This window comes from Streptomyces roseus, from assembly GCF_001044425.1.
GTDB classification, from domain to species: Bacteria; Actinomycetota; Actinomycetes; order Streptomycetales; family Streptomycetaceae; genus Streptomyces; species Streptomyces roseus.
The window spans coordinates 130,146-155,248 of the sequence record NZ_LFML01000102.1 but is presented as its reverse complement, the minus strand read 5'-3'; the positions used below and the strand labels follow the sequence as shown (position 1 = coordinate 155,248).

General features: G+C 73.9%; 22 protein-coding genes. 10 read left to right on the top strand and 12 right to left on the bottom strand.

Annotation, left to right across the window (positions count from 1 at the left end):
- Positions 1–198: 198 nt before the first annotated feature.
- Genes egtD through egtA form a run of 4 tightly spaced genes read right to left on the bottom strand, consistent with a single transcriptional unit; the run spans position 199 to position 4,668 of the window.
- A complete protein-coding gene (gene egtD, locus ACS04_RS24430) occupies positions 199–1,260 on the bottom strand; it encodes an L-histidine N(alpha)-methyltransferase (RefSeq protein WP_048478864.1) in 1,062 nt (353 codons plus the stop codon).
- Positions 1,257–2,015 (bottom strand): ergothioneine biosynthesis protein EgtC, encoded by a 759-nt coding sequence (gene egtC / locus ACS04_RS24425; protein ID WP_048478863.1) that lies wholly within the window; start codon positions 2,013–2,015, stop codon positions 1,257–1,259. The genes egtD and egtC overlap by 4 nt, the downstream gene beginning before the upstream one ends.
- On the bottom strand, positions 2,015–3,346 hold the full coding sequence (gene egtB / locus ACS04_RS24420) for an ergothioneine biosynthesis protein EgtB (protein WP_048478862.1): 1,332 nt from the start codon (positions 3,344–3,346) through the stop codon (positions 2,015–2,017). The genes egtC and egtB overlap by 1 nt, the downstream gene beginning before the upstream one ends.
- Positions 3,343–4,668, bottom strand: a complete 1,326-nt coding sequence (gene egtA, locus ACS04_RS24415) for an ergothioneine biosynthesis glutamate--cysteine ligase EgtA (protein WP_048478861.1) — start codon at positions 4,666–4,668, stop codon at positions 3,343–3,345. Before egtA ends, egtB begins: the two co-directional genes overlap by 4 nt.
- Positions 4,669–4,803: 135 nt before the next feature.
- On the opposite strand from egtA, the gene ACS04_RS24410 reads away from it, so the two are divergent.
- Positions 4,804–5,667 (top strand): TIGR02452 family protein, encoded by an 864-nt coding sequence (locus tag ACS04_RS24410; RefSeq protein ID WP_048478860.1) that lies wholly within the window; start codon positions 4,804–4,806, stop codon positions 5,665–5,667.
- 103 nt (positions 5,668–5,770) lie between these two features.
- Here ACS04_RS24410 and ACS04_RS24405 read toward each other — a convergent pair whose 3' ends face one another.
- Genes ACS04_RS24405 through ACS04_RS24395 form a run of 3 tightly spaced genes read right to left on the bottom strand, consistent with a single transcriptional unit; the run spans position 5,771 to position 7,373 of the window.
- Entirely contained in the window at positions 5,771–6,235 is a 465-nt protein-coding gene (locus ACS04_RS24405) for a type II toxin-antitoxin system PemK/MazF family toxin (protein WP_048478859.1), read from the bottom strand.
- A 43-nt stretch (positions 6,236–6,278) separates the two neighbouring features.
- A complete protein-coding gene (locus ACS04_RS24400; RefSeq protein WP_048478858.1) occupies positions 6,279–6,938 on the bottom strand; it encodes an O-methyltransferase in 660 nt (219 codons plus the stop codon).
- 42 nt (positions 6,939–6,980) lie between these two features.
- Entirely contained in the window at positions 6,981–7,373 is a 393-nt protein-coding gene (locus ACS04_RS24395) for a MerR family transcriptional regulator (protein WP_048478857.1), read from the bottom strand.
- A gap of 115 nt (positions 7,374–7,488) precedes the next feature.
- Here ACS04_RS24395 and ACS04_RS24390 point away from each other — a divergent pair, with 115 nt between their 5' ends.
- Both ACS04_RS24390 and ACS04_RS24385 read left to right on the top strand, forming a co-directional pair.
- Positions 7,489–8,562 (top strand): alkene reductase, encoded by a 1,074-nt coding sequence (locus ACS04_RS24390; protein ID WP_048478856.1) that lies wholly within the window; start codon positions 7,489–7,491, stop codon positions 8,560–8,562.
- 101 nt (positions 8,563–8,663) lie between these two features.
- Positions 8,664–9,230, top strand: a complete 567-nt coding sequence (locus ACS04_RS24385) for a pyridoxamine 5'-phosphate oxidase family protein (protein WP_048478855.1) — start codon at positions 8,664–8,666, stop codon at positions 9,228–9,230.
- A 167-nt stretch (positions 9,231–9,397) separates the two neighbouring features.
- On the opposite strand, the gene ACS04_RS24380 is transcribed toward ACS04_RS24385, so the two are convergent.
- Positions 9,398–10,894, bottom strand: a complete 1,497-nt coding sequence (locus tag ACS04_RS24380; RefSeq protein ID WP_048478854.1) for an FAD-dependent monooxygenase — start codon at positions 10,892–10,894, stop codon at positions 9,398–9,400.
- A 294-nt stretch (positions 10,895–11,188) separates the two neighbouring features.
- Here ACS04_RS24380 and ACS04_RS24375 point away from each other — a divergent pair, with 294 nt between their 5' ends.
- Positions 11,189–11,857: a DUF5701 family protein gene (locus ACS04_RS24375; RefSeq protein WP_048478853.1), complete on the top strand. Its 669-nt coding sequence runs from the start codon at positions 11,189–11,191 to the stop codon at positions 11,855–11,857.
- A 100-nt stretch (positions 11,858–11,957) separates the two neighbouring features.
- On the opposite strand, the gene ACS04_RS24370 is transcribed toward ACS04_RS24375, so the two are convergent.
- From ACS04_RS24370 to ACS04_RS24360, 3 genes are all read right to left on the bottom strand, one after another.
- The gene (locus ACS04_RS24370; RefSeq protein WP_048478852.1) at positions 11,958–13,382 is read right to left on the bottom strand and encodes an amidase; all 1,425 of its coding nucleotides are present in this window, start codon (positions 13,380–13,382) and stop codon (positions 11,958–11,960) included.
- 58 nt (positions 13,383–13,440) lie between these two features.
- Positions 13,441–14,154, bottom strand: coding sequence for an alpha/beta fold hydrolase (locus tag ACS04_RS24365; protein ID WP_048478851.1), 714 nt, complete (start codon positions 14,152–14,154; stop codon positions 13,441–13,443).
- 94 nt (positions 14,155–14,248) lie between these two features.
- Positions 14,249–15,526, bottom strand: coding sequence for an MFS transporter (locus ACS04_RS24360; protein WP_048478850.1), 1,278 nt, complete (start codon positions 15,524–15,526; stop codon positions 14,249–14,251).
- Positions 15,527–15,723: 197 nt separating this feature from the next.
- On the opposite strand from ACS04_RS24360, the gene ACS04_RS24355 reads away from it, so the two are divergent.
- The 5 genes from ACS04_RS24355 (at position 15,724) to ACS04_RS24335 (ending at position 21,945) form a co-directional block, all read left to right on the top strand.
- Entirely contained in the window at positions 15,724–16,737 is a 1,014-nt protein-coding gene (locus ACS04_RS24355) for a LacI family DNA-binding transcriptional regulator (protein WP_048478849.1), read from the top strand.
- A 295-nt stretch (positions 16,738–17,032) separates the two neighbouring features.
- The gene (locus ACS04_RS24350) at positions 17,033–18,250 is read left to right on the top strand and encodes a thiolase family protein (RefSeq protein ID WP_048478848.1); all 1,218 of its coding nucleotides are present in this window, start codon (positions 17,033–17,035) and stop codon (positions 18,248–18,250) included.
- Between the two features lie 163 nt (positions 18,251–18,413).
- The gene (locus ACS04_RS24345) at positions 18,414–19,853 is read left to right on the top strand and encodes an aldehyde dehydrogenase family protein (RefSeq protein WP_048478847.1); all 1,440 of its coding nucleotides are present in this window, start codon (positions 18,414–18,416) and stop codon (positions 19,851–19,853) included.
- 120 nt (positions 19,854–19,973) lie between these two features.
- Positions 19,974–20,363: a thioredoxin family protein gene (locus ACS04_RS24340; RefSeq protein WP_048478846.1), complete on the top strand. Its 390-nt coding sequence runs from the start codon at positions 19,974–19,976 to the stop codon at positions 20,361–20,363.
- A gap of 142 nt (positions 20,364–20,505) precedes the next feature.
- Positions 20,506–21,945, top strand: coding sequence for a dihydrolipoyl dehydrogenase family protein (locus ACS04_RS24335; protein WP_048478845.1), 1,440 nt, complete (start codon positions 20,506–20,508; stop codon positions 21,943–21,945).
- Here ACS04_RS24335 and ACS04_RS24330 read toward each other — a convergent pair.
- A complete protein-coding gene (locus tag ACS04_RS24330; RefSeq protein ID WP_048478844.1) occupies positions 21,917–22,234 on the bottom strand; it encodes a DUF2087 domain-containing protein in 318 nt (105 codons plus the stop codon). The two genes, ACS04_RS24335 and ACS04_RS24330, sit on opposite strands and share 29 nt — an antisense overlap.
- Before the next feature lie 167 nt (positions 22,235–22,401).
- Here ACS04_RS24330 and ACS04_RS24325 point away from each other — a divergent pair.
- The coding region (locus ACS04_RS24325) for a penicillin acylase family protein (RefSeq protein ID WP_048478843.1) at positions 22,402–25,103 on the top strand (2,702 nt) is incomplete at its 3' end.

Below are 25,103 nucleotides of genomic sequence, written 5' to 3'. Positions count from 1 at the left end.
ACCCGTACAGCCCGTGCAGCTCGCCTACCTGCTGTGCGACGGGAGTCCCGCCGGGGCGCCCGCCTTCGTCGGGGACGATCCGCTGACCGCCTCCCTGTGGCGGATCGCCCGGGCCCGCGGGGTGCGCGCCGAGGTGCGGCTGCTGCCGCGGATCCCGCCGGGCCGGCACGCGGACCGGCGGGAGCTCGCGGCCGCGGCTCAGGCCGCCGTCGCCGTCTCGTCCGTGCCCGTCGTACCCGTCACCCGCGCCCTTCCCGCCTCCTCACTGCTGGCAGGCGTCCCGGCCCAGCCGGTCTCGCCGTCGGCCACCGCCAGGGACAGCGCGAAGCGGCCCTCCCCATCCGTCCACCACTGGGTCAACTGAAGGCCCGCCTCAGCGAGTTCCCTCCGTACGCCGTCCTGGCGGAACTTCGCGGAGACCTCCGTCAGGATCTCCTCGCCCGCCGCGAACGGCACCACCAGATCGAGCGCCCGTACCTTCACGACCAGATCCGACCGGGCCCGCAGCCGCATCTCGATCCACTCCTGCTCCCGGTTCCACACCGCGACGTGGGTGAAGTCGTCGGTGCGGAAGTCCGCGCCCAACTCCCGGTTGACGACGGCCAGCACGTTCTTGTTGAACTCGGCCGTCACCCCCTGCGCGTCGTCGTACGCGGCCACCAGCACGTCCTCGTCCTTCACCAGGTCCGTCCCCATCAGCAGGGCGTCCCCGGGCGACAGCATCGCCCGTACGGAGGCCAGGAACTCGGCGCGCTCAGGCGGCAGCAGGTTGCCGACCGTGCCGCCGAGGAACACCACCAGGCGGGGCCCGGGCGCCTCCGGCAGCCGCAGCGGCTTCGTGAAGTCGGCCACCAGCGCGTGCACCCGCAGCCCCGGGTGCTCGGCCTGCAAGGTCCGCGCCGCCCCCTCCAGGGCGCTCTCGCTCACGTCCACCGGAATGTAGGTGTCGAGCGCGGGCATGGCCTCGATCAGGTGCCGGGTCTTCTCCGAGGAGCCGGAACCCAGCTCCACGAGCGTGCGCGCGCCGCTCGCCGCCGCGATCTCACCGGCCCGCGCCAGCAGGATCTCCCGCTCGGCGCGCGTCGGATAGTACTCGGGCAGCCGCGTGATCTCCTCGAAGAGTTCACTGCCCCGGGCGTCGTAGAACCACTTGGGCGGCAGCACCTTGGGGGACGCGGTCAGCCCGTGCAGGACGTCGGCGCGCAGGGCGGTGTCGGCGGAGTGCTCGTCGAGGGTGCGGGTCAACTGGAAGTCGCTCACGGGGAGGTCTCCTTCAGCGGGGTCAGGTCGACCCGTGTGGCACGGGCGGTCAGCAGGGTCCGGTCGGGTACTTCGCGCCAGCGGGGATCGTCGTCGTAGGGCTCGGACGCCACCACCGTGCGCTGCGCCCGCGCGTCGGACAGGTACCAGAGCGAATCGCCCCAGGCCGTCGCGGCGATGTCGGCGCCGTCCGTCAGCAGCAGGTTGAGGCGGGAGCCCGGCGCCGCCGCCGCGAGCTCCCGCACGGGTTCGGCGAGCGCCGTGCCGAGGTCGTCCCCCTGCCGGAGCCGGTGCTGCACCAGCGCCCAGACCAGCGCCGAGTCCGTGCTCGCGGCCAGGGACAGCAGCTCCGCGGGGGGCAGCGAGGCGGCGAGCGGCGCCGCCGCGTCCGGCCAGTCCCGCACCGCGCCGTTGTGGCTGAACAGCCACGGCCCGGCGGCGAACGGCGCCGCGGCGGCCTCCCCGTCCGCCCCGAACACGGTCGCGTCCCGTACGGCGGCCAGCGCGGCCCGCGTACGGACGACCCGGGCCAGATCGGCGAAGTTGGCGTCCCCCCAAACGGGTCCGGACCGGCGGTAGCGCGCGGGGACCGGGTCTCCCTCCGCGTACCAGCCGACACCGAAGCCGTCGGCGTTGACCGTGCCGTGGCGCTGGCGGCGCGGCTCCCAGGACTGCCGGACGAGGCAGTGCTCGGGCTCGGTCAGCAGCCGGGCCAGGGGTATCTCCGGTCCCACGAAGGCGATGTGCCGGCACATCAGGCATCCCTCGCGGTCCGGAAGCCGGAGAAGATCTGCCGGCGTACCGGCAGGTCCCAGTTGCGGAAGGTGCCCCGGCAGGCCACCGGGTCCACGGCGAACGAGCCGCCGCGCAGCACCTTGTGCTCGGGGCCGAAGAACACCTCCGAGTACTCGCGGTAGGGGAAGGCCCTGAACCCCGGGTACGGCAGGAAGTCGGAGGAGGTCCACTCCCACACGTCGCCGATCAGCTGGCGCACCCCGAGCGGGGACGCCCCGGCCGGGTAGCTGCCCGCCGGGGCCGGGCGCAGGTGGCGCTGGCCGAGGTTGGCGCGCTCCGGGGTCGGGTCCGCGTCGCCCCAGGGGTACCGGGTGGAGCGGCCGGTGGCCGGGTCGTGCCGGGCGGCCTTCTCCCACTCCGCCTCCGTGGGCAGGCGGCGGCCCGCCCAGCGGGCGTAAGCGTCCGCCTCGTACCAGCTGACGTGCAGTACGGGCTCGTCGGCGGGGACCGGTTCGGTCACGCCGAAGCGGCGGCGCAGCCACTGGCCGGCCTCGCGGCGCCAGAACAGCGGGGCCTCGATCCCGTGCCGGTGGATCTGGTCCCAGCCCTCGGGGGCCCACCAGCGGTCGTCGCCGTAGCCGCCGTCCTCGATGAACGCCTGGTAGGCGGCGTTGGTCACCGGCGCCGTGTCGATCCGGAACGCCCCGACCTCCCGGGTGTGCGCGGGCCGCTCGTTGTCCAGGGACCAGGGCTCGGCCGAGGTGCCCATGGTGAACGGACCACCGGGCAACAGGACTTCGGTGACCGCGGGCGGCGGCCCCTGCGGGGGGTCCGGGTCGGGCGCCGTCAGTACCGGCTCGCCCGAGCGGAGCTGATGGGTGATCAGCATCGTCTCGTCGTGCTGCTGTTCGTGCTGGGCGATCATGCCGAACGCGAAACCGTCGTCCAGCAGCGCGGAGCCTTCGAGCGCCGTGCGCTCCAGCAGGTCGAAGACCCGGCCCCGCACCTCGGCAGCGTAGCGGCGGGCCTGCTCCGGACCCAGCAGGGGCAGCTTCGGCCGCTCGGCGCGGGGGTGCTGGAACGCGTCGTACAGCGGGTCGATCTCCGGGTGGAGGGAGTCGTGCCCGGCCACGTTGCGCAGCAGCCAGAGCTCCTCCTGGTTCCCGATGTGGGCGAGGTCCCAGACCAGGGGGGACATCAGGGGGGAGTGCTGGGCGATCAGGTCGCGATCGCTCACGGCATCGGTGAGCAGGGCCGTGCGCGCGCGGGCGGCGGTCAGGGCGGTGAAGGCCCGCTCGCGCAGGGCCGCGGGGCTCGGGCGGGCGGAATCGGCTGAAGGAGATGCGGTCATGAGCGGGCCCCCGTCCCGGTGAGCTGGAGGTATCCGTCGTCGGCCGGGCAGCGGCCGCGCAGCGGGAAGCGTTCGGTGAAGGCGCCGACCACGTCCTGGACGTGCCGGCTCGCGCCGAGGCGTGGCAGCGCCTGCGCGGCGGCCCGGAAGCACACGGCGGCGGCCGCACGCAGCTCCGGGTCGGCCAGGCCGTGCCGGGCGGCGGACTCCCACAGGGGATTGCGCGGCGAGGGCCGGGGCCCGTGGGCGTCGGCCAGGGCCTTCGCGGCCCGGTACGCGCTCTCTGCGGCCTCCGGGTCGTCGAAGAGCGCGTGCACGACGGCGACCGGCACCAGCCAGCCGTCGTCGCCCGGCTGGGCGTCGATCATCCGGAACTCCAGGTGCCCGCGCGGGCGCACCGGCGGGAACAGCGTGGTCAGGTGGTATTCCAGGTCCTCGGCGGTGGGAGCCCGCAGGCCGCGGCGGGCCCGGCCGCCGGTGGCCCTGCCGGCGCGCAGCCAGTCGCGGAACGTCATGCCGCGCGGCACCGGCCACGGCCCGTCGCCTTCCGACCGTACGCACATCACCTCGGTGTCCAGCGCGTGCCGGGTCCAGCCGGCCCGCGGTTCGGCGTCCAGGGGCGGGGCCAGCGAGCGCCGGGCGTCGAGGTCGTGCCAGATCCCCTGCCGGGAGCACCGCCATCCGGCGTACGGGCCCTCGTGCGCGGGGGAGTTGGCGAAGGCCGCCACGAACACGGCGCCCAGCAGGTGGGCCATCCGCCAGCGGCGGCCGTACCCGAGCGGGCCCGGTTCCTCGTAGCCGGCGTCCACGCAGACCTGGACGGAGGCGGAAGAGCGCATCATGGCCCGCCCGGCCGGGCCGGTGCGGTCGAAGTAGGTTTCCATCGCGTCGTAGCGCGGGCTGTACAGGAGGCGGCGCAACGGCCGGCGCGGATCGCGGCCGGTGCCGCGCAGGACCAGGCCCCGGGACCGCAGGGCGGCCCGTACGGCGGTCAGATCGGCCTGGAGGCCGTCCACGCAGCCGGAGAGGGAGGAGGCGGGAGCGGAGCTGAGTTCCAGCTGGCCGCCGGGCTCGATCGTGAAGCGGGAGTGCAGGGGCAGGGCGCGGGCCGCGTCGTGCGCGGCGGTCAGCCGGTCGGGCGGCAGTATCTCGCCGGGCCGCTCGGCGTCCAGCACGAGCCATTCGAGCTCGGCTCCGAGGGTGCGGGGCGGGCCCGTCTTGAAACAGATGCCGTGGACGAGGTCCTTGGCGGCGGTCTCGCCGAGAGCGGGCGCGTCGCCGGGGGCCAGGGGATCTGGTGGCGCGTACGAGTCCTGTGACATGGCAGGGTCTCCTGTCCGCGGGTGTGACCTGACCATGCCTACCTACCCGTCCTCGTCGGCCCGAAAAGGGGGGGAGCCGGCCACCGCGCGGAAATCCCTTGGCCGCGGGTGGTTCCTGCCGCCGATGATGGCGGCGTGAGCAGCAGATTGCGCGAGATCGCGCGGGAGAACGCGACCATCGTGGCGGCCGGCGGGTACCGGACGCGGTCGGGGCGGCAGGTCTCCCTCGCCGCCGCCCTGGCGGAATCCAGGGCCGCAACCAGGATATATGGGCCAAACCAGGTCATTCCAGACGGGAGACTTCCCGCGGGGCGGTACGAGACCGTCGTCGAGGTGACGGGGGAGAGCAGCACGGTCGCCGCGCGAAGGCTCGCGGCGGACGGCCCGGGCCCGGTCTGCGGCGCGGCGGTGGCCGCCTTGAACTTCGCCTCGGCCCGTAATCCCGGGGGCGGATACGTCCGCGGGGCCAAGGCCCAGGAGGAGGCGCTGTGCCGCGCTTCGGCCCTGTACGAGACCCTGCTGGAAGCCCCCGAGTACTACGAGGTCCACCGCGCGGGAAGAAGCACGTTCTACACCGACCGGGTGATTCACTCGCCCGGGGTGCCCGTCTTCCGTGACGACCGGGGCGAGCTGCTGGACACCCCCGTCCGGGTGGGTTTCCTGACCTCCCCGGCTCCCAACGCGGGCACCATCCGCCGCCAGGAGCCCGAGCGCGCCGCCGAGATCCCGGCGGCGCTGGCACGGCGCGCGGAGCGCGTCCTGGAGACGGCGGCGCTGCACGGGTATCCGCGGCTGGTGCTGGGGGCGTGGGGGTGCGGGGTGTTCCGCAACGACCCGGCGGAGGTCGCCGAGGCCTTCCGGGCCCTGCTGGCCGGTCGTTTCGCGGGGGTCTTCGAGCGGGTGGTGTTCGGGGTGCTGGACCGCGACCCGGCGCCGCGGGTGGCCTTCGAGCGGGCCTTCGCCGGATTCGGCGCGCAGGGGCCGCGGTGCGGGGCGTAGGGCACGGGGTGCCCGCCCGGCGCGGGCCGGGGCGCCCGCCCGCCTGGCTGACGGAGGGGCCGCCGGGCGGCTGGGAGGTCCGCCCGGCGGCTCCGTAAGCCTCCTACCGCCAGCCGTAGCGCTCGCGGAGCCGGTTCACGACCAGCTGGAACCTGCCCCGGTCCAGGGCGCAGGCCTCGCGCCGCATCCCGTCCTCGTGCACGCGCAGCACGCGGTCCACGTCGACCCAGGACTCGCGTCCGGCGCCGTCCCACGGTCCGGTCCCGATCGGCACCCACTCCCGGTCGTTGTCGTGCCGCTTGCTGGACAGCTGGACGGCGAGCAGCGTGCGCCCGCCCGCCTCCCGGGCGACGACCAGCACCGGGCGGTCCTTGCCGCGCCCGTCGTTCTCCTCGTACGGGACCCAGGTCCACACGATCTCGCCGGGGTCCGGATCGCCGTCCTTGTCGGGCGCGTACTCGGTGCGCACGGGCCCGATGGCGTGCGGATCGGCCTCGGTGGTGGCGGTGGCCCCGCCGCGGCCGGGCTGCTCGATGGGGTCGAAGCTGTGGTGGGAAAGTGCCGTCATGCGGCCGAGGTTAGTGGTTTCGGGCGGCCGCCCGGGGCGCGGCTCAGTCGGTGACGAGGGCCATGACGAGGCCGTCGTACCCCTTGCTGCCGACGGTCTGGAGGGCCGTGGCGGTCAACTTCGGGTTTTCCGCGATGAGTTCGGTGAACCGGCGGACGCCCTGGACGCGCGGATCGGTGCTGTCCGGGTCGACGACGGCGCCGTCGCGCACGACGTTGTCACCGATGATGACGCTGCCGGGCCGGGTCAGTTCGAGGGCCCACCTCAGGTAGTGCGGGTTGGACGGCTTGTCGGCGTCGATGAAGACCAGGTCGAACGGGGCGAGGTCCGTGAGCTGCGGCAGCAGGTCGAGGGCGGGGCCGCGCCGGATGTCGACCACGTCCGCCAGTCCGGCGCGGGCGACGTTCGCGGCGGCCACGTCGGCGCACGCCGGGTCGACCTCCAGGGTGACCAGCCGCCCGCCGGCCGGCAGGGCCCGGGCGAGCCAGATGGTGCTGTAACCGCCGAGCGTGCCGATTTCGAGGATGGTGCGAGCGCCGCGGATGCGGGCCAGCAGGTGCAGCAGCTTCCCCTGGTTCGGGGCCACTTGGTGCGCGGGGAGCCCGGCGGCCTCGGCATCCCTGGTGGCGGCGGCCAGCGCCTCGTCCTCCTCCACGAGCAGTCCGTCGAAGCCCCATGAGCTCTCCCGATCGCCTTGACCCACTAGTGAGTTCCCAAACGGAACTTACAGGAGGCCGCACCCCTTTCACCAGGTCGTCGCGGAGGTCTCCGCGGAGGCGCGCAGGCTTTCCCGGTACTCACGCGCCGTGCCCATCACCCCGTCGAGGGCGTCCCGGGTGCGCACGAGGTCGGCGATGTGCTCCGAGAGCCGGTCGCGCTCCTGCGCCATCCGCGCCAGCGCGGCATCGGAGGTCTCCTCGCTGGGCGAATCCACGCACGGCAGCAGTTCGGCGATGGTCCGGCTGGAGAGCCCGGCCGCGTACAGCCGCTGGATGAACGTGACCCGCTCCACCTCGTCCTGCGTGTAGTGCCGCTGCCCGCCGGCGCTGCGCGTGCTGTGGAGCAGGCCCTGCTCCTCGTAGTAGCGCACCGACCGGACGCTGACCCCGGCCCGCCTCGCGAGTTCCCCGATACGCATCTCGTCCTCCTGGCTGTGAGCCGCACCACAAAGCTTGCCTCTGACGTCAATGTCAGGTTTTAGCGTAGCTGCCGTGCCCGACACACGGGCGCTGCGGACAGCAAGGAGCTCTACGGTGACGACGCTTTTCGACAGCCATCGACTCGGCGACCTGGCCCTGCCCAACCGGGTGGTGATGGCCCCGATGTCCCGGGTCCGGGCCACCGCCGACGGTCTGGCGACACCGTCGATGGCCACGTACTACGCCCAGCGGGCCACCGCCGGGCTGATCGTGACCGAGGGGGTGCAGCCGAGCCTGATCGGCCAGTCCAGCCCGGGGACCCCGGGACTGCACACCGACGAGCAGGTCGGCGCGTGGCGCCCGGTCACCGCCGCGGTCCACGCCAACGGCGGACGGATCTTCGCCCAGATCATGCACGGCGGCCGCGTCTCGCACCCCGACACCACGGGCACGCAGCCGGTCGGGCCCTCGGCCGTCGCCGCCGTGGGCGACGTGTTCACCCCGGCCGGGCCCCGCCCCGCACCCGTACCGCGGGCCCTGGACACCGCCGAGGTGCCCGAGCACGCGCGCTCGTACGCCGAGGCCGCCCGGCGCGCCGTCGAGGCCGGCTTCGACGGCGTCGAACTGCACGGCGCCAACGGCTATCTGATCTCGCAGTTCCTCTCCGCCAACGCCAACCTGCGCACGGACCGCTACGGAGGTTCGGTGGCGGCCCGGATCCGCTTCGCCGTCGAGGCGACGGCCGCCACCGTCGACGCCATCGGCGGGGCCAGGACCGGCATCCGCCTCTCCCCGGGCGCCACGTTCTGGGGCGTCGCGGAAACCGATGTGCCCGAGCTGTACGCGGCGCTGCTCGCCGAACTCGCCCGCCTCGACCTGGCCTACGTCCACCTGGAAGCGACCGCCGAGGAGCCCGTGCTCCTGGGCCTGCGCCGTGCCTGGCCGGGCACCCTCATCGTGAACCCGACGCTCCCGATGGGACCGAAGCAGACCGGCCGCACCGAAGCGGACCACTGGCTCGGGCTCGGCGCCGACCTCGTCAGCTTCGGCCGTGCCTACATCGCCAATCCCGACCTGGTCGAGCGACTGCGGCTGGGACTGCCCATCGCCCCCGTGGACGAGGCCACGCTCTACCAGGGCGGCGACGCGGGCTACCTCACCTACGGGGCGTACCGGCACACGGACTGATCCCGCTCCCGGCCCCCGCGGGCAGACGGGCGAACCGGGCGCGGCGGGGGGTTTCCCTACGGGCGGCGGGTCGTTACGGGAACGAGGAAGGGAGGTCCGCCATGCCCGCACACGGACCCGAGAAGCACCCCACGGCCACCGAGCTCGACGCCCGCTACAGCTCCGCCCTCAACCCCCGCCCGGGCGCCGCGGATGCCACCGCCACCGACTGGGCCGAGGCCCTGCGGCAGTTGGAGACCGCCGAGATCTTCTGGGCGTCGACGGTGCGGGCCGACGGCAGGCTGCACGTCACTCCCGTGATCGCGGCCTGGCACGACGGGGTGCTGTACTTCTCGACGGGCCCGGGCGAGCAGAAGGCGAAGAACCTCGCCCACGACGGCCACTGCGCCCTCACCACCACCACCGGCCCGAACTCCCTCACCCAGGGGCTCGACCTCGTGATCGAGGGCACGGCCCGGCAGGTCGCCGATCCGGCGGTCCTGGAGGAGGTGATCACGGCGTACGAGACGAAGTACGGCCCCCACATGACCTCCTCCGAGGGCACCTTCCACGGCATGGCGGACGCGTTCCGCACGGGCGACGTGGTGGTCTTCGGGCTGCCCCCGTCCACGGCCTACGGCTTCGGCCGCGACAACGGCGTCTACACCCACACCCGCTGGACGTTCTGAGCCCCGCGGGCGTGCGGGACGCAGCGGACGGACGGGCACGGACGGACGGGAGCGGGCAGGGGGAGAGCCGTCGCCGTGTGCGCGGCGACGGCTCTCCGGTGGGGGCGTCAGGGCCGTCATGAGCGCGAAGCCGGCCTCGCTCAGGCCGACAGGGGTGGGCCGCGTACTCAGCGGGCGGCGGCCCCGAACCACTTGGGCAGGTGCGCCAGCAGATCCTGCTGGTCCTCGCCCGCCCACACGACGTGACCGTCCGGGCGCAGCAGTACCGCGGGCACCTCCAGTTCGTCGCTGACGTCGACGACGTGGTCGACCCGGTCCGACCAGCCGGCGGCCGAGAGCCGGCCCGTCTGATCGAGCAGGAGACCGCGGCCGCCGCGCGTCAGCTCGTAGAGGCGGCCGCGCCCCAGCGCCACGTCCCGCATCCGCCGGCCGAGCAGTTCACGACCGGCGCGGGCCCTGGCCGGGTCCTGTCCGTCGACCCGGCCGCCCTCACCGTCACCGTCACCTTCATCCTTGTCCTCGCCGATGTCGTAGCGGACGGAGATGGCGGTGATCTTCTCGATCAGGTACCGGTTCACCTCCTCGAAGTCCACCAGTTCCGCGAGCAGTCGGCGTACCGCCAGGGCACCCGGATCCGTCGACATCAGCTGGATCTGCGCGCGGGTGTTGTCCAGTACGTCGGCGGCCACCGGGTGGCGTTCCGAGTGGTAGCTGTCCAGCAGCCCCTCCGGTGCCCAGCCGGCGATCTCGGCGGCCAGCTTCCAACCGAGGTTGAACGCGTCCTGGATACCGAGGTTGAGCCCCTGCCCGCCGGTGGGCGGGTGGATGTGCGCCGCGTCGCCGGCCAGCAGCACGCGGCCGACGCGGTAGCGCTCGGCCAGCCGCGTCGCGTCGCCGAAGCGGGAAAGCCAGCGCGGCGAGTGCGCGCCGAAGTCCGTTCCCCCGAAGGCGCGCAGCTGCCGCTTGAACTCGTCGAGGGTCGGTGCGGTGGCGCGGTCCTCGGCCACCCCCTCGGCGGGCGTGACGACGCGGTAGAGCCCGTCGCCCAACGGCATGGCGCCGAACCGCAGCTGCGTCTTGCGCACTTCGGCCACGACGGAGGCCACCGTCTGCGCCGGCTCGGCCAGCTCCATCACGCCCAGCAGCGTCTCGACCCGGGAAGGCTCCCCGGGGAAGCCGACGCCGAGCAGTTTGCGGACCGTACTGCGCCCTCCGTCGCAGCCGACGACGTAGCGGGCGCGCAGCCGCGTGCCGTCGGCCAGCTCGACGCCCACCCCGTCGTCGTCCTGACGCAGCCCGACCACCTCGCAGCCGCGCCGGATCTCGACGCCGGCCTCGGCGGCGTGCTCGGTCAGCAGCCGCTCGGTGACCTCCTGCGGGATGTGGAGGACGTACGAGTGCGCCGTGTCCAGCCGCTCCGGCCAGGAGGTGCCGAGGCCGGCGAAGAAGCCGCCGACCCTGAACTGGCGGCCGAGCGGGAGGAACCGCTCCAGCAGGCCGCGCTGGTCCATCACCTCGATGCTGCGTGCGTGCAGACCTTGCGCCCGGGACTGACGGGTCGGTTCCGCCTCCTTCTCCAGCACGAGCACCCGCACGCCGTGCAGTCTCAGCTCACAGGCCAGCATCATGCCGGTCGGCCCGCCGCCGACCACGATCACGTCCATCGAGAAACCCCCGGATACCTCGGAAAAGTGCAGGTGGGCGACGATTGTGCGGGTCGGTGGGGGCCTTGCGGCAAGCCCCCCACTGCGCTATAAGTTGAGAGTGGCAAGGAGTGGGTTACTTCCTTGCCCTTTCTTTTTGTGGCACCGCGAGGCCGGCGCCGTCGCAGGAACACCCGGATCCCGACGCGCGGGAACTCCGCCGCCCGTCAGGGGCCGGCAGCGGTGGGAACCTCCCGGCGGGCCGCCTCGTTGATCCGGGGTCCACCGCTCTGCACCGCGTACCGCAGGAGTGACATGCCCGAGACCTCGCCCGGCCCCGTCGCGCCCTCTCTCCCGCCGCTCGCAGGCCAGGCCGAGCGTCTGATCGAGCTCGGGGTGCACGAGCTCGCCCGGATCCCGGCCGGCGAACTGCGCGCGTTCGCCTCCGCGCAGGACGCCGACGGCGGCCACGGCGACGAGGCCCTGCTCGCCGTCCACCCCGAGCGCGTCCCCGCCTCCGCCCTCGCGCCGCTGCTGCGCCGCGAGGGCAAACCCGGCTTCGTCGTCACCGACATGTCCGACGTCGACGGCTTCCGCCCGCTCGACACCATCGAGCTGACCGACGCCCCGCTGTACGTCGTCACGGGCGTCGACCGGGGCGACCACATGTCCAACTGGAGCCCCGAAGAGGCACTGCCGGCCCTCACGAAGGAGGAGCGCACCCCGCTGCTGCTCACCGAGGGCATCCACTGGGTGCTCCAGCAGCCGGCGGCCCTGGAGCGCGGCCGCTGCTTCATGACCGTCGGCTCCCGGCTGCGCAAGGCGGACGGAGCCCTGGACGCCCGTACCCCCGCCATCTGGATCAGCAACGGCACGGGCCGGGACGGCCGCGAGCGGCGCAACGCCCCCAAGGTCGGCTGGTGCTGGTGGGGCAACCGCCACACCTGGCTCGGCTTCGCCTCCGCGACGAGCCGCAGACCATGACGGACCGGGCGCGGCCGAAAGGGCCCGCTCGCCGCCGTCCACCCGAGTCCGTCCCGGTTGGCACCGACCGGCGTCGGCACCGTCCCGGCACCCGTACTGATCAGCCCGTGGCCGGCCAGTGGCTCGTCCAGCCTTCCGCGGCCTCCGCCTGGGCGGCCAGGGACAGGAGGAGGGGTTCCGAATCGGCGGGGCCCAGGAGTTGGGCCCCGAGGGGGAGGCCCTCGGAGGTGAAGCCCGCCGGAACGTTCACCCCCGGCCAGCCCAGGACGTTCCACGTCCAGGCGTACGGGCACGCCGCGATCATCGCCCGGTCCGTGGCCATCGCCCCGAGGCCCGCGAGGGCGCCGATCCGCAGCGGGGGAGTGGCCGTCGTCGGGGTCAGGACCACGTCGAACCGGCCGAAGATCTCCCCGACCCGCCTCCGCAGCAGGGTTTCCGCCCGGCGCGAGGCCCGCAGCGGCAGGCCGCCGAGGATCCGGCCGCCGCGTATCGCCTCGTGCGTGCGCGGGTCCAGCAGCCCGGGATCGGGCACCCGGGAGGCCCAGTCCCGTACGCCGCCGGTCGCGCGGGGTACGAAGGTCAGGCCGATCCGCCCGTAGCGCGGTTCCTGCGGCACCACCTCGTGACCCAGGGACTCCAGCCGCCCGGCGAGCCGCTCCACCGCCGAACGGACCTCCGGATCAAGGGACTTCGGCGTCGCCGTGAAGGCCATCGCGAACGACAGGGCGATGCGCAGCCGCCTCGGCGTGCGGCGGGCCGCCTCGACCGCCGATACGGGGGCCGGGCAGTGCCGGTCCCCGGGGTGGCGGCCGCTCGCCGCGTCCAGCAGGAGGGCCGCGTCGGCGACACTGCGGGCCAGCACGCCGTGGACGGTCAGCCCGTGGAAGGACTCCGGCTCCGGCCAGGTGGAGATGCGGCCGCGTTGCGGCTTGACGCCCACCAGATGGGTCCAGGCCGCGGGGATCCGTACGGAACCCGCCCCGTCGGATCCCAGCGCCGCCGGAACCAGACCCGCGGCCACGGCCGCCGCCGAACCCCCGGAGGAACCGCCGGGGGTGTGGGCCGGGTTCCACGGATTGCGGGTGTCGCCGAAGGCGGGGCCCTCGGTGAAAGGCCACTGGCCCAGCTCCGGCGTCTGGGTCTTGCCGATGACGATCGCGCCGGCCGCGCGCAGTCTGCGTACGGCCTCGCTGTCGGCCGCCTTCGGCGGGAACTCCCCGGCGCAGCCGAAGGCGGTCGGCTCCCCGGCCACGTCCATGTCGTCCTTCACGGCGACCGGTACGCCGAGCAGCGGGAGCCGCTCGCCGGCGGCCAGCCGCCGGTCGGCCGCGTCCGCCTCGGCGAGCGCGGCCTCGGTGCGCACGATCCGGAAGGCGTTGAGCACGGGCTGCGCGGCCGCGATCCGCTCCAGCGCCTCCTCGGTCGACCGGCGCGCGGAGACCGCGCCTTCGGCGAGCGCCCGCGCCGTTTCCACCAGCCCGCGCGAGACGGCCGGAGCCTTCGTACCTGACGACGTGACCGACATCGGACCTCCCCGTTACCGCTCGGTAGGCGTGAAGGTAGCGGGGCTGGCCCGAGGGCGGCTAGAGCGGTCGGAGCGGCTGGATCCAGCCCTCCAGCGAGGCCATGAACCCGTCGAAGTCGTCCCGGTGGATGGTGTGTCCGGCTCCGGCGACCGACCGCACCTCGAAACCTCGCTCCTCCAGCAGCGAGGCCCGCTCCGGGGAGATCAGGAAGCTGGGATCGGCGATCTGGACCAGCGAGGGGACCACCGGCGCCGCAGGCAGCAGGTCCGTACCGACGAGCCGTCCCAGGACGAGCGCCGTCGCCTCGTCCCACACGGCCAGGGTCTCCAGCTCGACGTCGACGTCCGCCTCCTCCCAGCGCGGGTTCATCGCCCGGATCCGCTCCCTGGGCGCGGACTTGAACCGGGCGAACAGCTCCGGGTCCATCCCCTCGGCGGGACCGGCCAGGTGCCAGGCCGGGTCGGAGAACACGGCGCGCTTCGGCCTGAGCCGGTCCACGGCCAGCGAGAGGGCCAGCCCGCCCAGCGAGTGGCCGAGGGCGAGGTCGGCGCCGGCCGGCAAGGTCTCGACGACGTCCTCGGCGAAGAGCGCCGGGTCGTACGCGCCCCGCCCGCTGGCGCCGTGGCCGCGCAGGTCGACGGCGATGACGCGGTAGCCGCGCGCGGCGAGGGCGGGGCCCACCCGGCGCCAGGTCCGGTGGTCGGCCATCATGCCGTGGATCAGGAGCGCGACGCGGTCGCCCTCGCCCCAGGTGTGGGTGTGCAACTGCACGGTGAAGCCTTTCTAGGAGGGTTCCGGAGGGTTCCGGAAGGGTCGTGGGAGGGGTCGGGGAGGTTCTCGGCGCTCGCACAGGCTCTCGGGCGGCTCATCGCACGCCGCGGATCGGCTTCACCGCAAGGGCGCCCGCCACCGCCAAGGCCGCCGCGACGACGAACAGCGCGGTGTAGCCGCCGCTCACCGAGACGATCACCGAGGCGATGAACGGCGCGATGATCTGCGGTCCCGCGTTGGCGATGTTGAGCACGCCCATGTCGCGGGCCGCGTCCCGCGCCGTCGGGAGCACCATCGTCACGAGCGCCGTGTCCACGGCCATGTACGAACCGAACGCGAGCCCGTTGACCGCCGCGAAGGCCAGCATCGCCGTCCAGCTGTCCGACACCGCCGGGATCGCGAGCGCGAGGGCCGACAGCAGGGCCGAGGCGCCCACGAAGAGCTTGCGCCGGTCGAGCCGGTCGGAGAGGTACCCGCCCAGGACCGTGGAGACCGCCATGGCGACGCCGGTCAGCGGCATCAGTACCGCCACGGCCTCCTCCGGTTCCATGCCGACGGGCAGCACGGTGTGGTCCTGGAGGATGTACAGCTGGTACCCGCTGACCGCGAAATACCCGAGGACGAGCAGCGCCCGGCCGACGAAGGCCCAGCGGAAGTCGTGGTCGCGCAGGGCGCCGGTGAACGCGGCCAGTTGGGCCCTGACCGGCAGTGCGGCGCGCGCCGGGAGACGCTCCTCGCGGGTGCAGGCGGTGAACAGGACCGCGGCGCCCGCCACGATCGCGCCGAAGACGAGGTAGCCGCTGCGGTAGTCCTCCGAGAACGCGGCGCCGGTCAGCGCCCCGAGGGTGGAGCCGATGGGCAGGCCGAGCCCGACGGCCGCGGAGGCCTTGCCGCGCGCGGAGACCGGCACCCGGTCGGGGACCACGGAGGTGAGGGCGGCCTGGTAGACGTTCATGACGGCCTGGCCGAGGCACCAGGCGATCGTGACCAGCAGGATCGTGTCGGCGGCGCCCAGCAGGAACATCGCCGGCAGCGCGGCGGCCGCGCCGCCCAGGATCCACGGGTTGCGCCGTCCGCTGCGGTCGGACAGGGCGCCGGCGACCGGGTTGAAGATCGTGGCGAAGATCGCCGAGACCCCTGCGATCAGGCCGAAGTGGGCGACCTTGTCCACCGGGTCGATGTCCTCGACCTGGAGGGCGAGCAGGACGCCGCCGACGCCGACGTAGAGCGTGTACATCGCACTGCTGCCGACGAGCAGCAGGGGGAACAGACCGCGTCCGGGGGCGCGCGCGGCGCCGGCGGCGGCCGGTGCGGCAGCCGCGTCGTCGGGGACGGCGCCGGTGGTTCCGGTGCCGGAGGAGGAAAGGGCCACGGCGCCCTCCTGGGCGGGTTCATCGTGCGGATGAGGGTGGGAGGAGCGGGCGCGGAGCTGAGAAGGGAGGTAGGGGCGGGGGTGTCGGGAAGACCCTCGCTTACACGTGTCAATGAATCGTGTAACCACTGTGTAGCATTCGTTTCCGGCCATCCGCCAGCCCTCGGGGGCACCGGGTCTGGAAAGATTCCACGGCAATGTCACAGTCATCGAAACCGCCGCAGCCGGCCCCCGTGCCGACCAGCGCCGACGTGGCCCGTCTCGCAGGCGTGTCCCGCGCGACCGTCAGTTACGTCCTCAACAACGCGGAAGCCGTCCGCATCAGCGAGCCGACCCGCCGCAAGGTCCGCAGGGCCGCCGAGGAGCTCGGGTACGTCCCGCACGCCGCCGCCCGCAGCCTGCGCGCCGGACACACCCGGATCGTGCTGCTGCCCACCTCCCACGTGCCCATAGGGCCGCTCTACAGCGCCTTCCTCAACGAGCTCCAGTGGTCGCTGCGCCGCCTCGACTACACCGTGGTCCAGTACGGCAGCCTCGGCCTCAGCGGCGACGAGGCGGCCCGCGCCTGGGCCGAACTGCGCCCGGTCGCGGTGATCTCGCTCGGCGAGATCACCCTCTCCGCGCACAACGTGGCCACGCTGAAGCGGGCCGGCGCCCGCGCGGTGATCACGATGGGCCCCGTCGGTGTCCCCGGGGCACACGCCCTGGTCATGGACCAGAGCGAGGTCGGCGCCCGGGCCGCCGCCCACCTCGTGGAGCGCGGGCACCGGCGGATCGGCGTGGTCGTCCCGCAGGAGGAGGGGCTGGAACTCTTCTCCACCCCCCGGCTGGAGGGTGCCCGCTCGGTGGCGGGCGCAGGGATCGAAGCGCTGCCGATGGCCTACTCGGAGGAGTCGGCCGCCGCGCTCGCCGCCCGCTGGCGCTCGCTCGGCCTGGACGCGGTGTTCGCGTACAACGACGAGTACGCGATGCTGCTGATGCGCGCGCTGCTGGACGAGGGGCTGCGGATCCCCGGGGACGTCGCCGTCATGGGCGCGGACGACCTGCTCATCGGCCGTCTGCTGCGGCCCCGGCTGAGCACGGTGCAGATCGAGCTGCCGACGGGGGACCACCTGGCCGAGCTGGTGGACCGGGCGGTGCGCGAACCGTCCGAGATCACGCAGCGGCAGGACCTGATCTCGGCGGTGGCCGTCCGGCGGGAGTCGACCTGAGAGTCGTCGGGGCTGTGACGGCGTGACGGCCATGACGGTTGTACGGCTGCTGCCCGCGAGGCGGCCATGGCGGCTGTACGGCCGTTGCCCCCGAGGCGGCCATGGCGGCGGTACGGCCGTTGCCGCCCCGGCGGCCGTGGCGGCGGCGGGCGTGGCCGGCGGAGGGCCGTTGACAGCCGGTGACCTGCGGACGGAGACTTCGGGCGCGCCCCACCGGGCGCGCCCGGCGCCCGACCGGGTGCCGACCCCGGCACCACCCGGCGCCGCCCGTACGGATCCGCCCAGGAGAGCCCCCATGAGCATCCGCACCGCCCGCGACGGACGCACCGTCCGCGACGTCTACGTCGTCGACGCCGTCCGCACCCCGATCGGCAAGTTCGGCGGAGCGTACGCCGGGGTCCGCCCCGACGACCTCGCCGCGCACGTCGTCCGCGCGCTGGTGGACCGTACGCCCGACCTGGACCCCGCCCGCATCGACGACGTGGTCTTCGGCGACGCCAACGGCGCGGGCGAGGACAACCGCGACGTGGCCCGCATGGCCGTCCTGCTCGCCGGCCTCCCGGTGTCCGTCCCCGGGGTCACCGTCAACCGGCTCTGCGGTTCCGGCCTCGAAGCCGTGATCCAGGCCGCCCGGGCCATCGCGCTGGGCGACGCCTCCGTGGCCATCGCGGGCGGCGTGGAGTCGATGAGCCGGGCCCCCTGGGTGGTGCAGAAGCCCGAGCGGCCCTTCCCGGCCGGCCACCAGCAGATGTGGTCCACCACCCTGGGCTGGCGGATGACCAACCCGCGCATGCCCGCGCCGTGGACGGGCTCCCTCGGCGAGGGCGCCGAACTCATCGCGGAGAAGCACGGGATCACCCGTGAGGCCCAGGACCTGTTCGCGCTGGAGAGCCACCGCAAGGCCGCGGCCGCCTGGGCCGCCGGGCAGTACGGGGACGAGGTCGTCGCGTACCCCGGCGTGGACCTCGCCCGCGACGAATGCGTCCGCGAGGGCTCCACCCCCGAGGCCCTGGCCCGCCTGAAGCCCGCCTTCCGCACGGACGGCACGGGTACGGTCACGGCCGCGAACGCCTCCCCGCTGAACGACGGCGCCGCGGCCCTGCTGCTGACCGACGAGGAGGGCCTCGCGGCCACCGGCCGCGAGCCGCTGGCCCGGATCAGCGCCTCCGCGGTCACCGGCATCGAGCCGCAGCTCTTCGGCTTGGGCCCGGTCGACGCCGTGCAGCGGGCGCTCGCGAAGGCCGGCCGGAGCCTGGCCGACCTGACGACCGTCGAGCTCAACGAGGCGTTCGCGGCGCAGGCGCTGGGCTGTGTCGCGGCCTGGCCGGAGCTGGACCCGGCCAGGCTCAACCCGCGCGGCGGCGCCATCGCCATCGGGCACCCGCTGGGCGCCTCCGGGGCCCGGCTGGCCGGTTCGGTGGCACACCAACTGGCCGCGGCCGGCTCCGGTACGGGCCTGGCGACGCTGTGCATCGGCGTCGGACAGGGCATCGCACTCGTCCTGGAGCGCTGAACCGGCACCCGGAACTCCCGCACGCTGGCGCGCCGTCGATCGTTTCCGGTCACGGCGGCGCGTCAACTGCCCAATAACAGAACAGATGTGGTGCCTCCGGTCTGGCACGATGGCGCGTGCTGCCGCCCCCCGCCCCACCCATCCCCACCGGAGGCCCCGCGCCATGCCGCTCCTCGAACCGACGCTCTGGCAGGACGGACCGACCCTCACCGGGGGGCCCGCCCCGGTCGTAGAGCCCGCCACCGGCCGCACCCTGGCCACCCTCGCCCTGGCCGCGCCCGCCGACGTCGCGGAGGCCGCCGTACGGGCCCGGGCCGCCCAGGAGTCCTGGGCGCGGACCGGCCACATGGAGCGGGCCGCGGTCCTGCGCCGCGCCGGAGACCTGTTCGCCGCCCACGCCGGGGAACTGCGGGACTGGCTGGTGCGCGAATCGGGCTCGATACCCGGCAAGGCCGACTTCGAACTGCACGTGGCCGCCCAGGAGTGCTACGAGGCCGCCGCGCTGGCCTCCCGCCCGGCAGGGCAGGTGCTGCCGAGCGAGGAGCCGCGGCTCTCCTTCACCCGCCGGGTCCCGGCGGGCGTGGTGGGGGTGGTGGCCCCCTTCAACGCGCCGCTGATCCTGTCGATCCGCTCGGTCGCCCCGGCGCTCGCCCTCGGCAACGCGGTGCTGCTCAAGCCCGACCGGCGGACCGCCGTCTGCGGCGGTCTCGCGCTCGCCGCCGTCCTCGCGGCAGCGGGACTGCCGGCCGGCCTGCTGCACGTACTGCCCGGGGGCGCGGAGACCGGGGCGGCCGTCGTCGCCGATCCGCTGGTCCGCGTGGTGTCGTTCACCGGTTCCACGGCGGCCGGGCGGCTCGTCGGGGAGCTGGCGGGCCGCCATCTCAAGCGCGCCCACCTGGAGTTGGGAGGCAACTCGGCGCTCGTCGTCCTCAAGGACGCCGACGTGGAGGCCGCCGTGGCGCAGGCCTCCTGGGGCTCGTTCTTCCACCAGGGCCAGATCTGCATGACGGCCGGGCGTCACCTCGTCCACGCCTCGCTCTACGACGAGTACGTCGAGCGGCTCGCCGCGCGGGCCGAGGCGCTGGCGGTGGGGGACCCGTACCGCGAGCGGGTGCACCTGGGACCGCTGATCGACCGCGGCCAGCTGGAGCGGGTGCACGCCCTGGTCGAGGCGAGCACGGAGCAGGGGGCCAAGCTCGTCGTCGGCGGAACGTACGAGGAACTCTTCTACCGGCCGACCGTGCTGGCGGGCGTCGCCGACGACACCCCCGCCTACGCCGAGGAGGTCTTCGGCCCGGTGGCGCCGGTACGGCCCTTCACCACGGAGGACGAGGCGGTGGCCCTGGCCTCGGCCGGCCCGTACGGGCTCTCCCTCGGGATCGTGACCCGCGACGCGGCGCGCGGGCTGGAGCTGGCCGGACGGATCCCGACCGGGATCGCGCACGTCAACGACCAGACGGTGAACGACGAGGCGGTGGCCCCCTTCGGCGGGGTCGGTGCCTCCGGCACCGGGGCGCGGTTCGGCGGTGAGGCGAACCTGGACGCGTTCACGGAGCTGCGCTGGACGACGCTCCGCCCGACTCCGCCGGGGCACCCTTTCTGATACGGCCCGCCCGGGCGGCGGCCGCTCGGGCGGCTCCGTACCGCCCGCGCGCCGTGGCGGAATGCACGGGGCGAGCCGATCGTTCAAGGTGCATACAAGGCAATCAGGAGGTCTGGAACCGTGGCTACTGTCGAGCTCACCAAGGAGAACTTCGACCAGACGGTCAGCGAGAACCCGTTCGTGCTGATCGATTTCTGGGCGGGCTGGTGCCGGCCCTGCCTGCAGTTCGCCCCGGTCTACGAGAAGGCCTCGGAGGCCAATCCGGACCTGGTGTTCGCCAAGGTGGACACGGAGGCGCAGCAGGAGCTGGCCGCGGCGTTCGAGATCACCTCGATCCCGACGCTGATGATCGTCCGGGACCAGGTCGCCATCTTCTCGCAGCCCGGCGCGCTGCCGGAGGCAGCGCTGACCGACCTGATCGGGCAGGCGCGGGCGCTGGACATGGAAGAGGTGCGCGCCAAGATCGCCGCCTCGCCGCAGGACGGCCAGGCGGGCACGGCGCAGGCCTGAGCGCCACCGCGCCGCGTCGGCGCCCCGCTGACCTGCCGATCCGCAGACCCGCTGATCCGCAGAGCGCGCCGCCGTGCCTCTCCCGCGTGCCCCGCCGTGCCCACGTAAGGTGACAGGGAAACAAGGGCCCCTGGAACCACGGATGGTGACTGTGTCGGAAGCGGTGGAGTACGACGTCGTGGTGCTCGGCGGGGGACCGGCCGGAGAGAACATCGTGGACCGGACCCGCGCCGCCGGGCTGACCACGGCCCTGGTGGAGGCCGAGCTCGTCGGCGGCGAGTGCTCGTACTGGGCCTGCATCCCCAGCAAGGCACTGCTGCGTCCGGCCCTGGCCAGGGCCGACGCCCGCCGGGTGCCGGGGCTGGCGGGCTCCGTCCAGGGCCCGCTGGACACGGCGGCCGTGCTGGCGCACCGCGACTACTGGACCTCCAGCTGGAAGGACGACGGCCAGGTCGACTGGCTCGACTCGATCGGCGCCCACCTCTACCGCGGTCACGGCCGCCTCTACGGGGTCCGCAAGGTCGCCGTCACCAGCCCCGAGGGCGAACACCACGTACTGTCCGCGCGGCACGCCGTCGTCGTCGCCACCGGCACCCGCGCCGTGATCCCGGACGTCCCCGGGCTCGCCGGGGCGCGGCCGTGGACCAGCCGCGAGGCCACCTCCGCCCAGCACGCGCCGGGCCGGCTGCTGGTCGTGGGCGGCTCGGTGGTGGCCGCCGAGATGGCCACGGCCTGGCAGGCCCTGGGCTCCCAGGTCACGATGCTCGTACGCGGCTCCGGTCTGCTGCCACGGATGGAGCCCTTCGCCGGTGAGCTGGTCGCCGAGGCCCTGCGCGAGGCCGGCGCGGTGGTCCGTACGGACGTCTCGGTGGAGGCGGTCGTACGGGACGGCTCGACCGGCCCCGTCCAGGTCGTCCTGGAGGGCGGCGAGATCCTGGAGGGCGACGAGCTCCTGATGGCGACCGGCCGCTCGCCGCACACCGAGGACATCGGGCTGGAGACCGTCGGTCTGACGCCCGGGGACTGGATCCCGGTCGACGACAGCTGCCGGGTCGAGGGCCACGACTGGCTGTACGCCGTCGGCGATGTGAACCACCGCGCGCTGCTGACCCACCAGGGCAAGTACCAGGCCCGGATCGCGGGGGGCGTCATCGCCGCCCGCGCGGCGGGCGTCCCCGAGCTCGACACCGGCCGCTGGGGCGCGCACGTGGCGAGCGCCGATACGCAGGCCATGCCGCAGGCGGTGTTCACCGACCCGGAGGCGGCAGCCGTGGGCCTCACCCTGGCGGAGGCCGAGCGGGCGGGCCACCGGGTCCGCGCCGTCGACTACGACCTCGGCAAGGTCTCGGGCGCCGGACTGTACGCGGACGGGTACCGGGGGCGGGCCCGGCTGGTCGTCGACCTGGACCGGGAGGTCCTCCTCGGGGCCACCTTCGTCGGCCCGGGCGCGGCGGAGCTGCTGCACGCGGCGACGGTCGCGGTCGCGGGGGAGGTCCCCATCGCACGGCTGTGGCACGCGGTCCCGGCGTTCCCGACGGTCAGCGAGATCTGGCTCAGGCTGCTGGAGACGTACCGGGGATAGCCGCCCCCACCCGGTCGGCGCGGCGGTAGCTGCGGCCGTCCCGGGTCCGGGTCAGCAGGCCCGAGGTGATCAGGTAGCGCCGCAGCGCCGAGCAGTCCTCGTGCACGGTGCGCAGCGCGTCGTTCACCTCGGGCTCGGTGTACGCCCGGCCCTCCTCGAAGAGGGTCGCGGCGAGGTGGGCGAGCAGCTGCTCGCGGCGGGCGACCTTGCGCGGGATGGCGATGAGCCGGCCACCGGAGAACAGGTCGGCGACGGGGCGGGCGGTCTGGGGCAGGGGGGTCTGGGACATGACAGCGAGCCTGTCCGACATCCCGCAGGTCCGGCAACGGATTTTCCCGACCTCGTCCGTGTCCGGCGCCAACTCCCCTGAAAAGTGACGGTCGTTCATCTTACTGAGCGGTAGACCTCGCCAGTACCCTCCCCCGTGACCGCTTCCCGCCCCACGGAGGAGCACGCATGCGACGTCCCACCGCTCGCCTGAGAACCGCCGTAGCCGCCGGGGTGATCGCCCTCGGCGCCGCCCTGCTCACCCCGCTCGCGCCCGCCGCGGCCGCCGATCCCGTACCGCTGCCCGTGGCCGACTACTGCGGCGGCCGGTGCGCGGACATCCTGCCCCCCGGCCAGAACGGCAACGCGACCCTCGCCCAGATCCTCCTGCACAAGGCGTTCGGCACCATGCCCGCCCACGCCTCGGACCAACTGGCCCGCTATGACTCGCTGGTGGCCGGATATCCGGGGCTCACCGACGCCAAGGTCAACGACTTCTTCAACGACGCCTCCTTCGGGGTCCCGCCCGACCAGGTCGAGTCGACCACCAGCCCGCGCGCCGACGTCACCATCACCCGCGACAAGAAGACCGGCGTTCCCCACATCAAGGGCACCACCCGCTACGGGACCTCCTACGGCGCCGGCTTCGCCGCCGCCCAGGACCGCCTCTGGCAGATGGACCTCTTCCGCCACGTCGGCCGCGGCGACCTGACCCCGTTCGCCGGCGGCGCCCTCGCCAACCAGGGCCTGGAGCAGCAGTTCTGGCCGCAGGCCCCGTACACCGAGGCCGATCTCCAGGCGCAGGTGGACCGGATCCGCACCACCGAGGGCGACCGGGGCCGGCTCGCGATGGAGGACGCGCAGGCGTACGTCGACGGGATCAACGCCTACCGCGTCCAGTCCAAGAACGGCCGCTACTTCCCCGGGGAATACGTGCTCACCGGCCACATCGACTCGATCACGAACGCCGGCGAGATCCAGCCCTTCAAGATCACCGACCTGATCGCCCTCGCCTCCGTCGTGGGCGGGCTCTTCGGCGGCGGAGGCGGCGGCGAGGTGCAGGCCGCGCTCTCCCTGCTCGCCGCGCAGCAGAAGTACGGCCTGGAGGAGGGCACCCGGGTCTGGGAGTCCTTCCGCGAGCGCGACGACCCCGAGGCCGTGCTCACCGTCCACGACGGCAGCAGCTTCCCGTACGCGCAGAAGCCCGCGAACCCGCAGGGCGCCGCGCTCCCGGACCCCGGCTCCGTCACCGCCGAGCCGCTCGTCCACGACCGCACCGGCGCGGCGGCCACCGCGGCCGCCGCGAACCCGCCCAGACCGGTCAAGCAGAGCATGTCCAACGCCCTGCTCGTCTCGGGGGCGAAGACCGCGAGCGGCCACCCCGTCGCCGTCTTCGGGCCGCAGACCGGCTACCTCGCGCCCCAGCTCCTCATGCTCCAGGAGATCCAGGGCCCCGGCATCAGCGCCCGCGGCGCCTCCTTCGCCGGGGTGAGCATGTACGTCCAGCTCGGCCGCGGCCAGGACTACGCCTGGAGCGCCACCTCCGCCGGGCAGGACATCACCGACACCTTCGCCGTCGAACTGTGCGAGCCGGGCGGGGGCGCGCCGACCACCGCGAGCGCCTCGTACCTCTATCGGGGCACCTGCACCCCCATGGAGAAGCTGGAGCGCACCAACGCCTGGAAGTCCTCGGTGGCCGACCCGACGCCGAACGGCTCGTACCGGATGCAGGTCTGGCGGACGAACTACGGCATCGTCACCCACCGGGCCACCGTCGCGGGCAAGCCCGTGGCCTACACCGCGCTGCGCTCCACGTACCGGCACGAGGCCGACTCGATCATCGGCTTCCAGATGCTCAACGACCCCTCGTACGTGACGGACGCGCGGACCTTCCAGCAGGCCGCCGCACACATCGGCTACGCCTTCAACTGGTTCTACGCCGACGCGCGCGAAGCGGCCTACTACAACAGCGGTTTGAACCCGGTCCGGCCGGCCGGGGTCGACGCGGCGCTCCCGATCGCGGGCAGGCAGCAGTACGAGTGGCAGGGCTTCGACCCGGCCGCCAACACCGCCGCCTACACGCCGCCCTCCGAGCACCCGCAGTCCATCGGGCAGGACTACTACATCAGTTGGAACAACAAGCAGGCCAAGGACTACGGCGCGGCCGGCTTCGGCATGGGATCGGTGCACCGCGCGGACCTCCTCGACCAGCGGGTCAAGCCCCTCGTCGCCGCGGGCGGGGTCACCCGCGCCAAGCTCACCCAGGCCATGGCGGACGCGGCCGTCACGGACCTGCGGGCCGAGAACCTGCTGCCCGAGCTGCTCGCGGTGCTGCGCAGCGTGCCGCTCAGCGATCCGGCCGTGTCCGCCGCGGTCGACAAGCTGGCCGCGTGGCAGGCGGCGGGGACCGAGCGCAAGGAGACGGCGCAGGGCTCGAAGGCGTACGCCCACGCCGACGCCATCCGGATCATGGACGCCTGGTGGCCGCTGCTGATCGAGGCCGAGTTCCAACCGGGCCTCGGCACACCGCTGTACGACGCCCTGCGGGCCTCCCTGACCGTGGACGAGGCCCCCAACGCGGGCCACGGGCCCACCGGTTCGCACGCCGGATCGGCGTTCCAGTACGGCTGGTGGAGCTACGCGGACAAGGACCTGCGGACGGTGCTCGGGCGTCCGGTGGCCGGTCCGCTGGCCAAGGCGTACTGCGGCGGCGGCTCGCTGTCCGCCTGCCGCGACGCGATGGCGGCCACGCTCAAGCAGGCGGCCGCCGCCGCGCCGGCTTCGGTGTACCCGGCCGACGGGACCTGCGCGGCAGGCAACCAGTGGTGCGCGGACTCGATCGTGCAGCGTCCGGTGGGCGGCCTGAGCCACCCGCAGATCAACTGGCAGAA

Coding starts and splice junctions, on each gene's coding strand:
- egtC (WP_048478863.1), bottom strand. CDS start 2,015: ATGTGCCGGCACATCGCCTTCGTGGGACCGGAGATACCCCTGGCCCGG.
- egtB (WP_048478862.1), bottom strand. CDS start 3,346: ATGACCGCATCTCCTTCAGCCGATTCCGCCCGCCCGAGCCCCGCGGCC.
- egtA (WP_048478861.1), bottom strand. CDS start 4,668: ATGTCACAGGACTCGTACGCGCCACCAGATCCCCTGGCCCCCGGCGAC.
- ACS04_RS24405 (WP_048478859.1), bottom strand. CDS start 6,235: ATGACGGCACTTTCCCACCACAGCTTCGACCCCATCGAGCAGCCCGGC.
- ACS04_RS24395 (WP_048478857.1), bottom strand. CDS start 7,373: ATGCGTATCGGGGAACTCGCGAGGCGGGCCGGGGTCAGCGTCCGGTCG.
- ACS04_RS24385 (WP_048478855.1), top strand. CDS start 8,664: ATGCCCGCACACGGACCCGAGAAGCACCCCACGGCCACCGAGCTCGAC.
- ACS04_RS24380 (WP_048478854.1), bottom strand. CDS start 10,894: ATGGACGTGATCGTGGTCGGCGGCGGGCCGACCGGCATGATGCTGGCC.
- ACS04_RS24375 (WP_048478853.1), top strand. CDS start 11,189: ATGCCCGAGACCTCGCCCGGCCCCGTCGCGCCCTCTCTCCCGCCGCTC.
- ACS04_RS24370 (WP_048478852.1), bottom strand. CDS start 13,382: ATGTCGGTCACGTCGTCAGGTACGAAGGCTCCGGCCGTCTCGCGCGGG.
- ACS04_RS24355 (WP_048478849.1), top strand. CDS start 15,724: ATGTCACAGTCATCGAAACCGCCGCAGCCGGCCCCCGTGCCGACCAGC.
- ACS04_RS24350 (WP_048478848.1), top strand. CDS start 17,033: ATGAGCATCCGCACCGCCCGCGACGGACGCACCGTCCGCGACGTCTAC.
- ACS04_RS24345 (WP_048478847.1), top strand. CDS start 18,414: ATGCCGCTCCTCGAACCGACGCTCTGGCAGGACGGACCGACCCTCACC.
- ACS04_RS24335 (WP_048478845.1), top strand. CDS start 20,506: ATGGTGACTGTGTCGGAAGCGGTGGAGTACGACGTCGTGGTGCTCGGC.
- ACS04_RS24330 (WP_048478844.1), bottom strand. CDS start 22,234: ATGTCCCAGACCCCCCTGCCCCAGACCGCCCGCCCCGTCGCCGACCTG.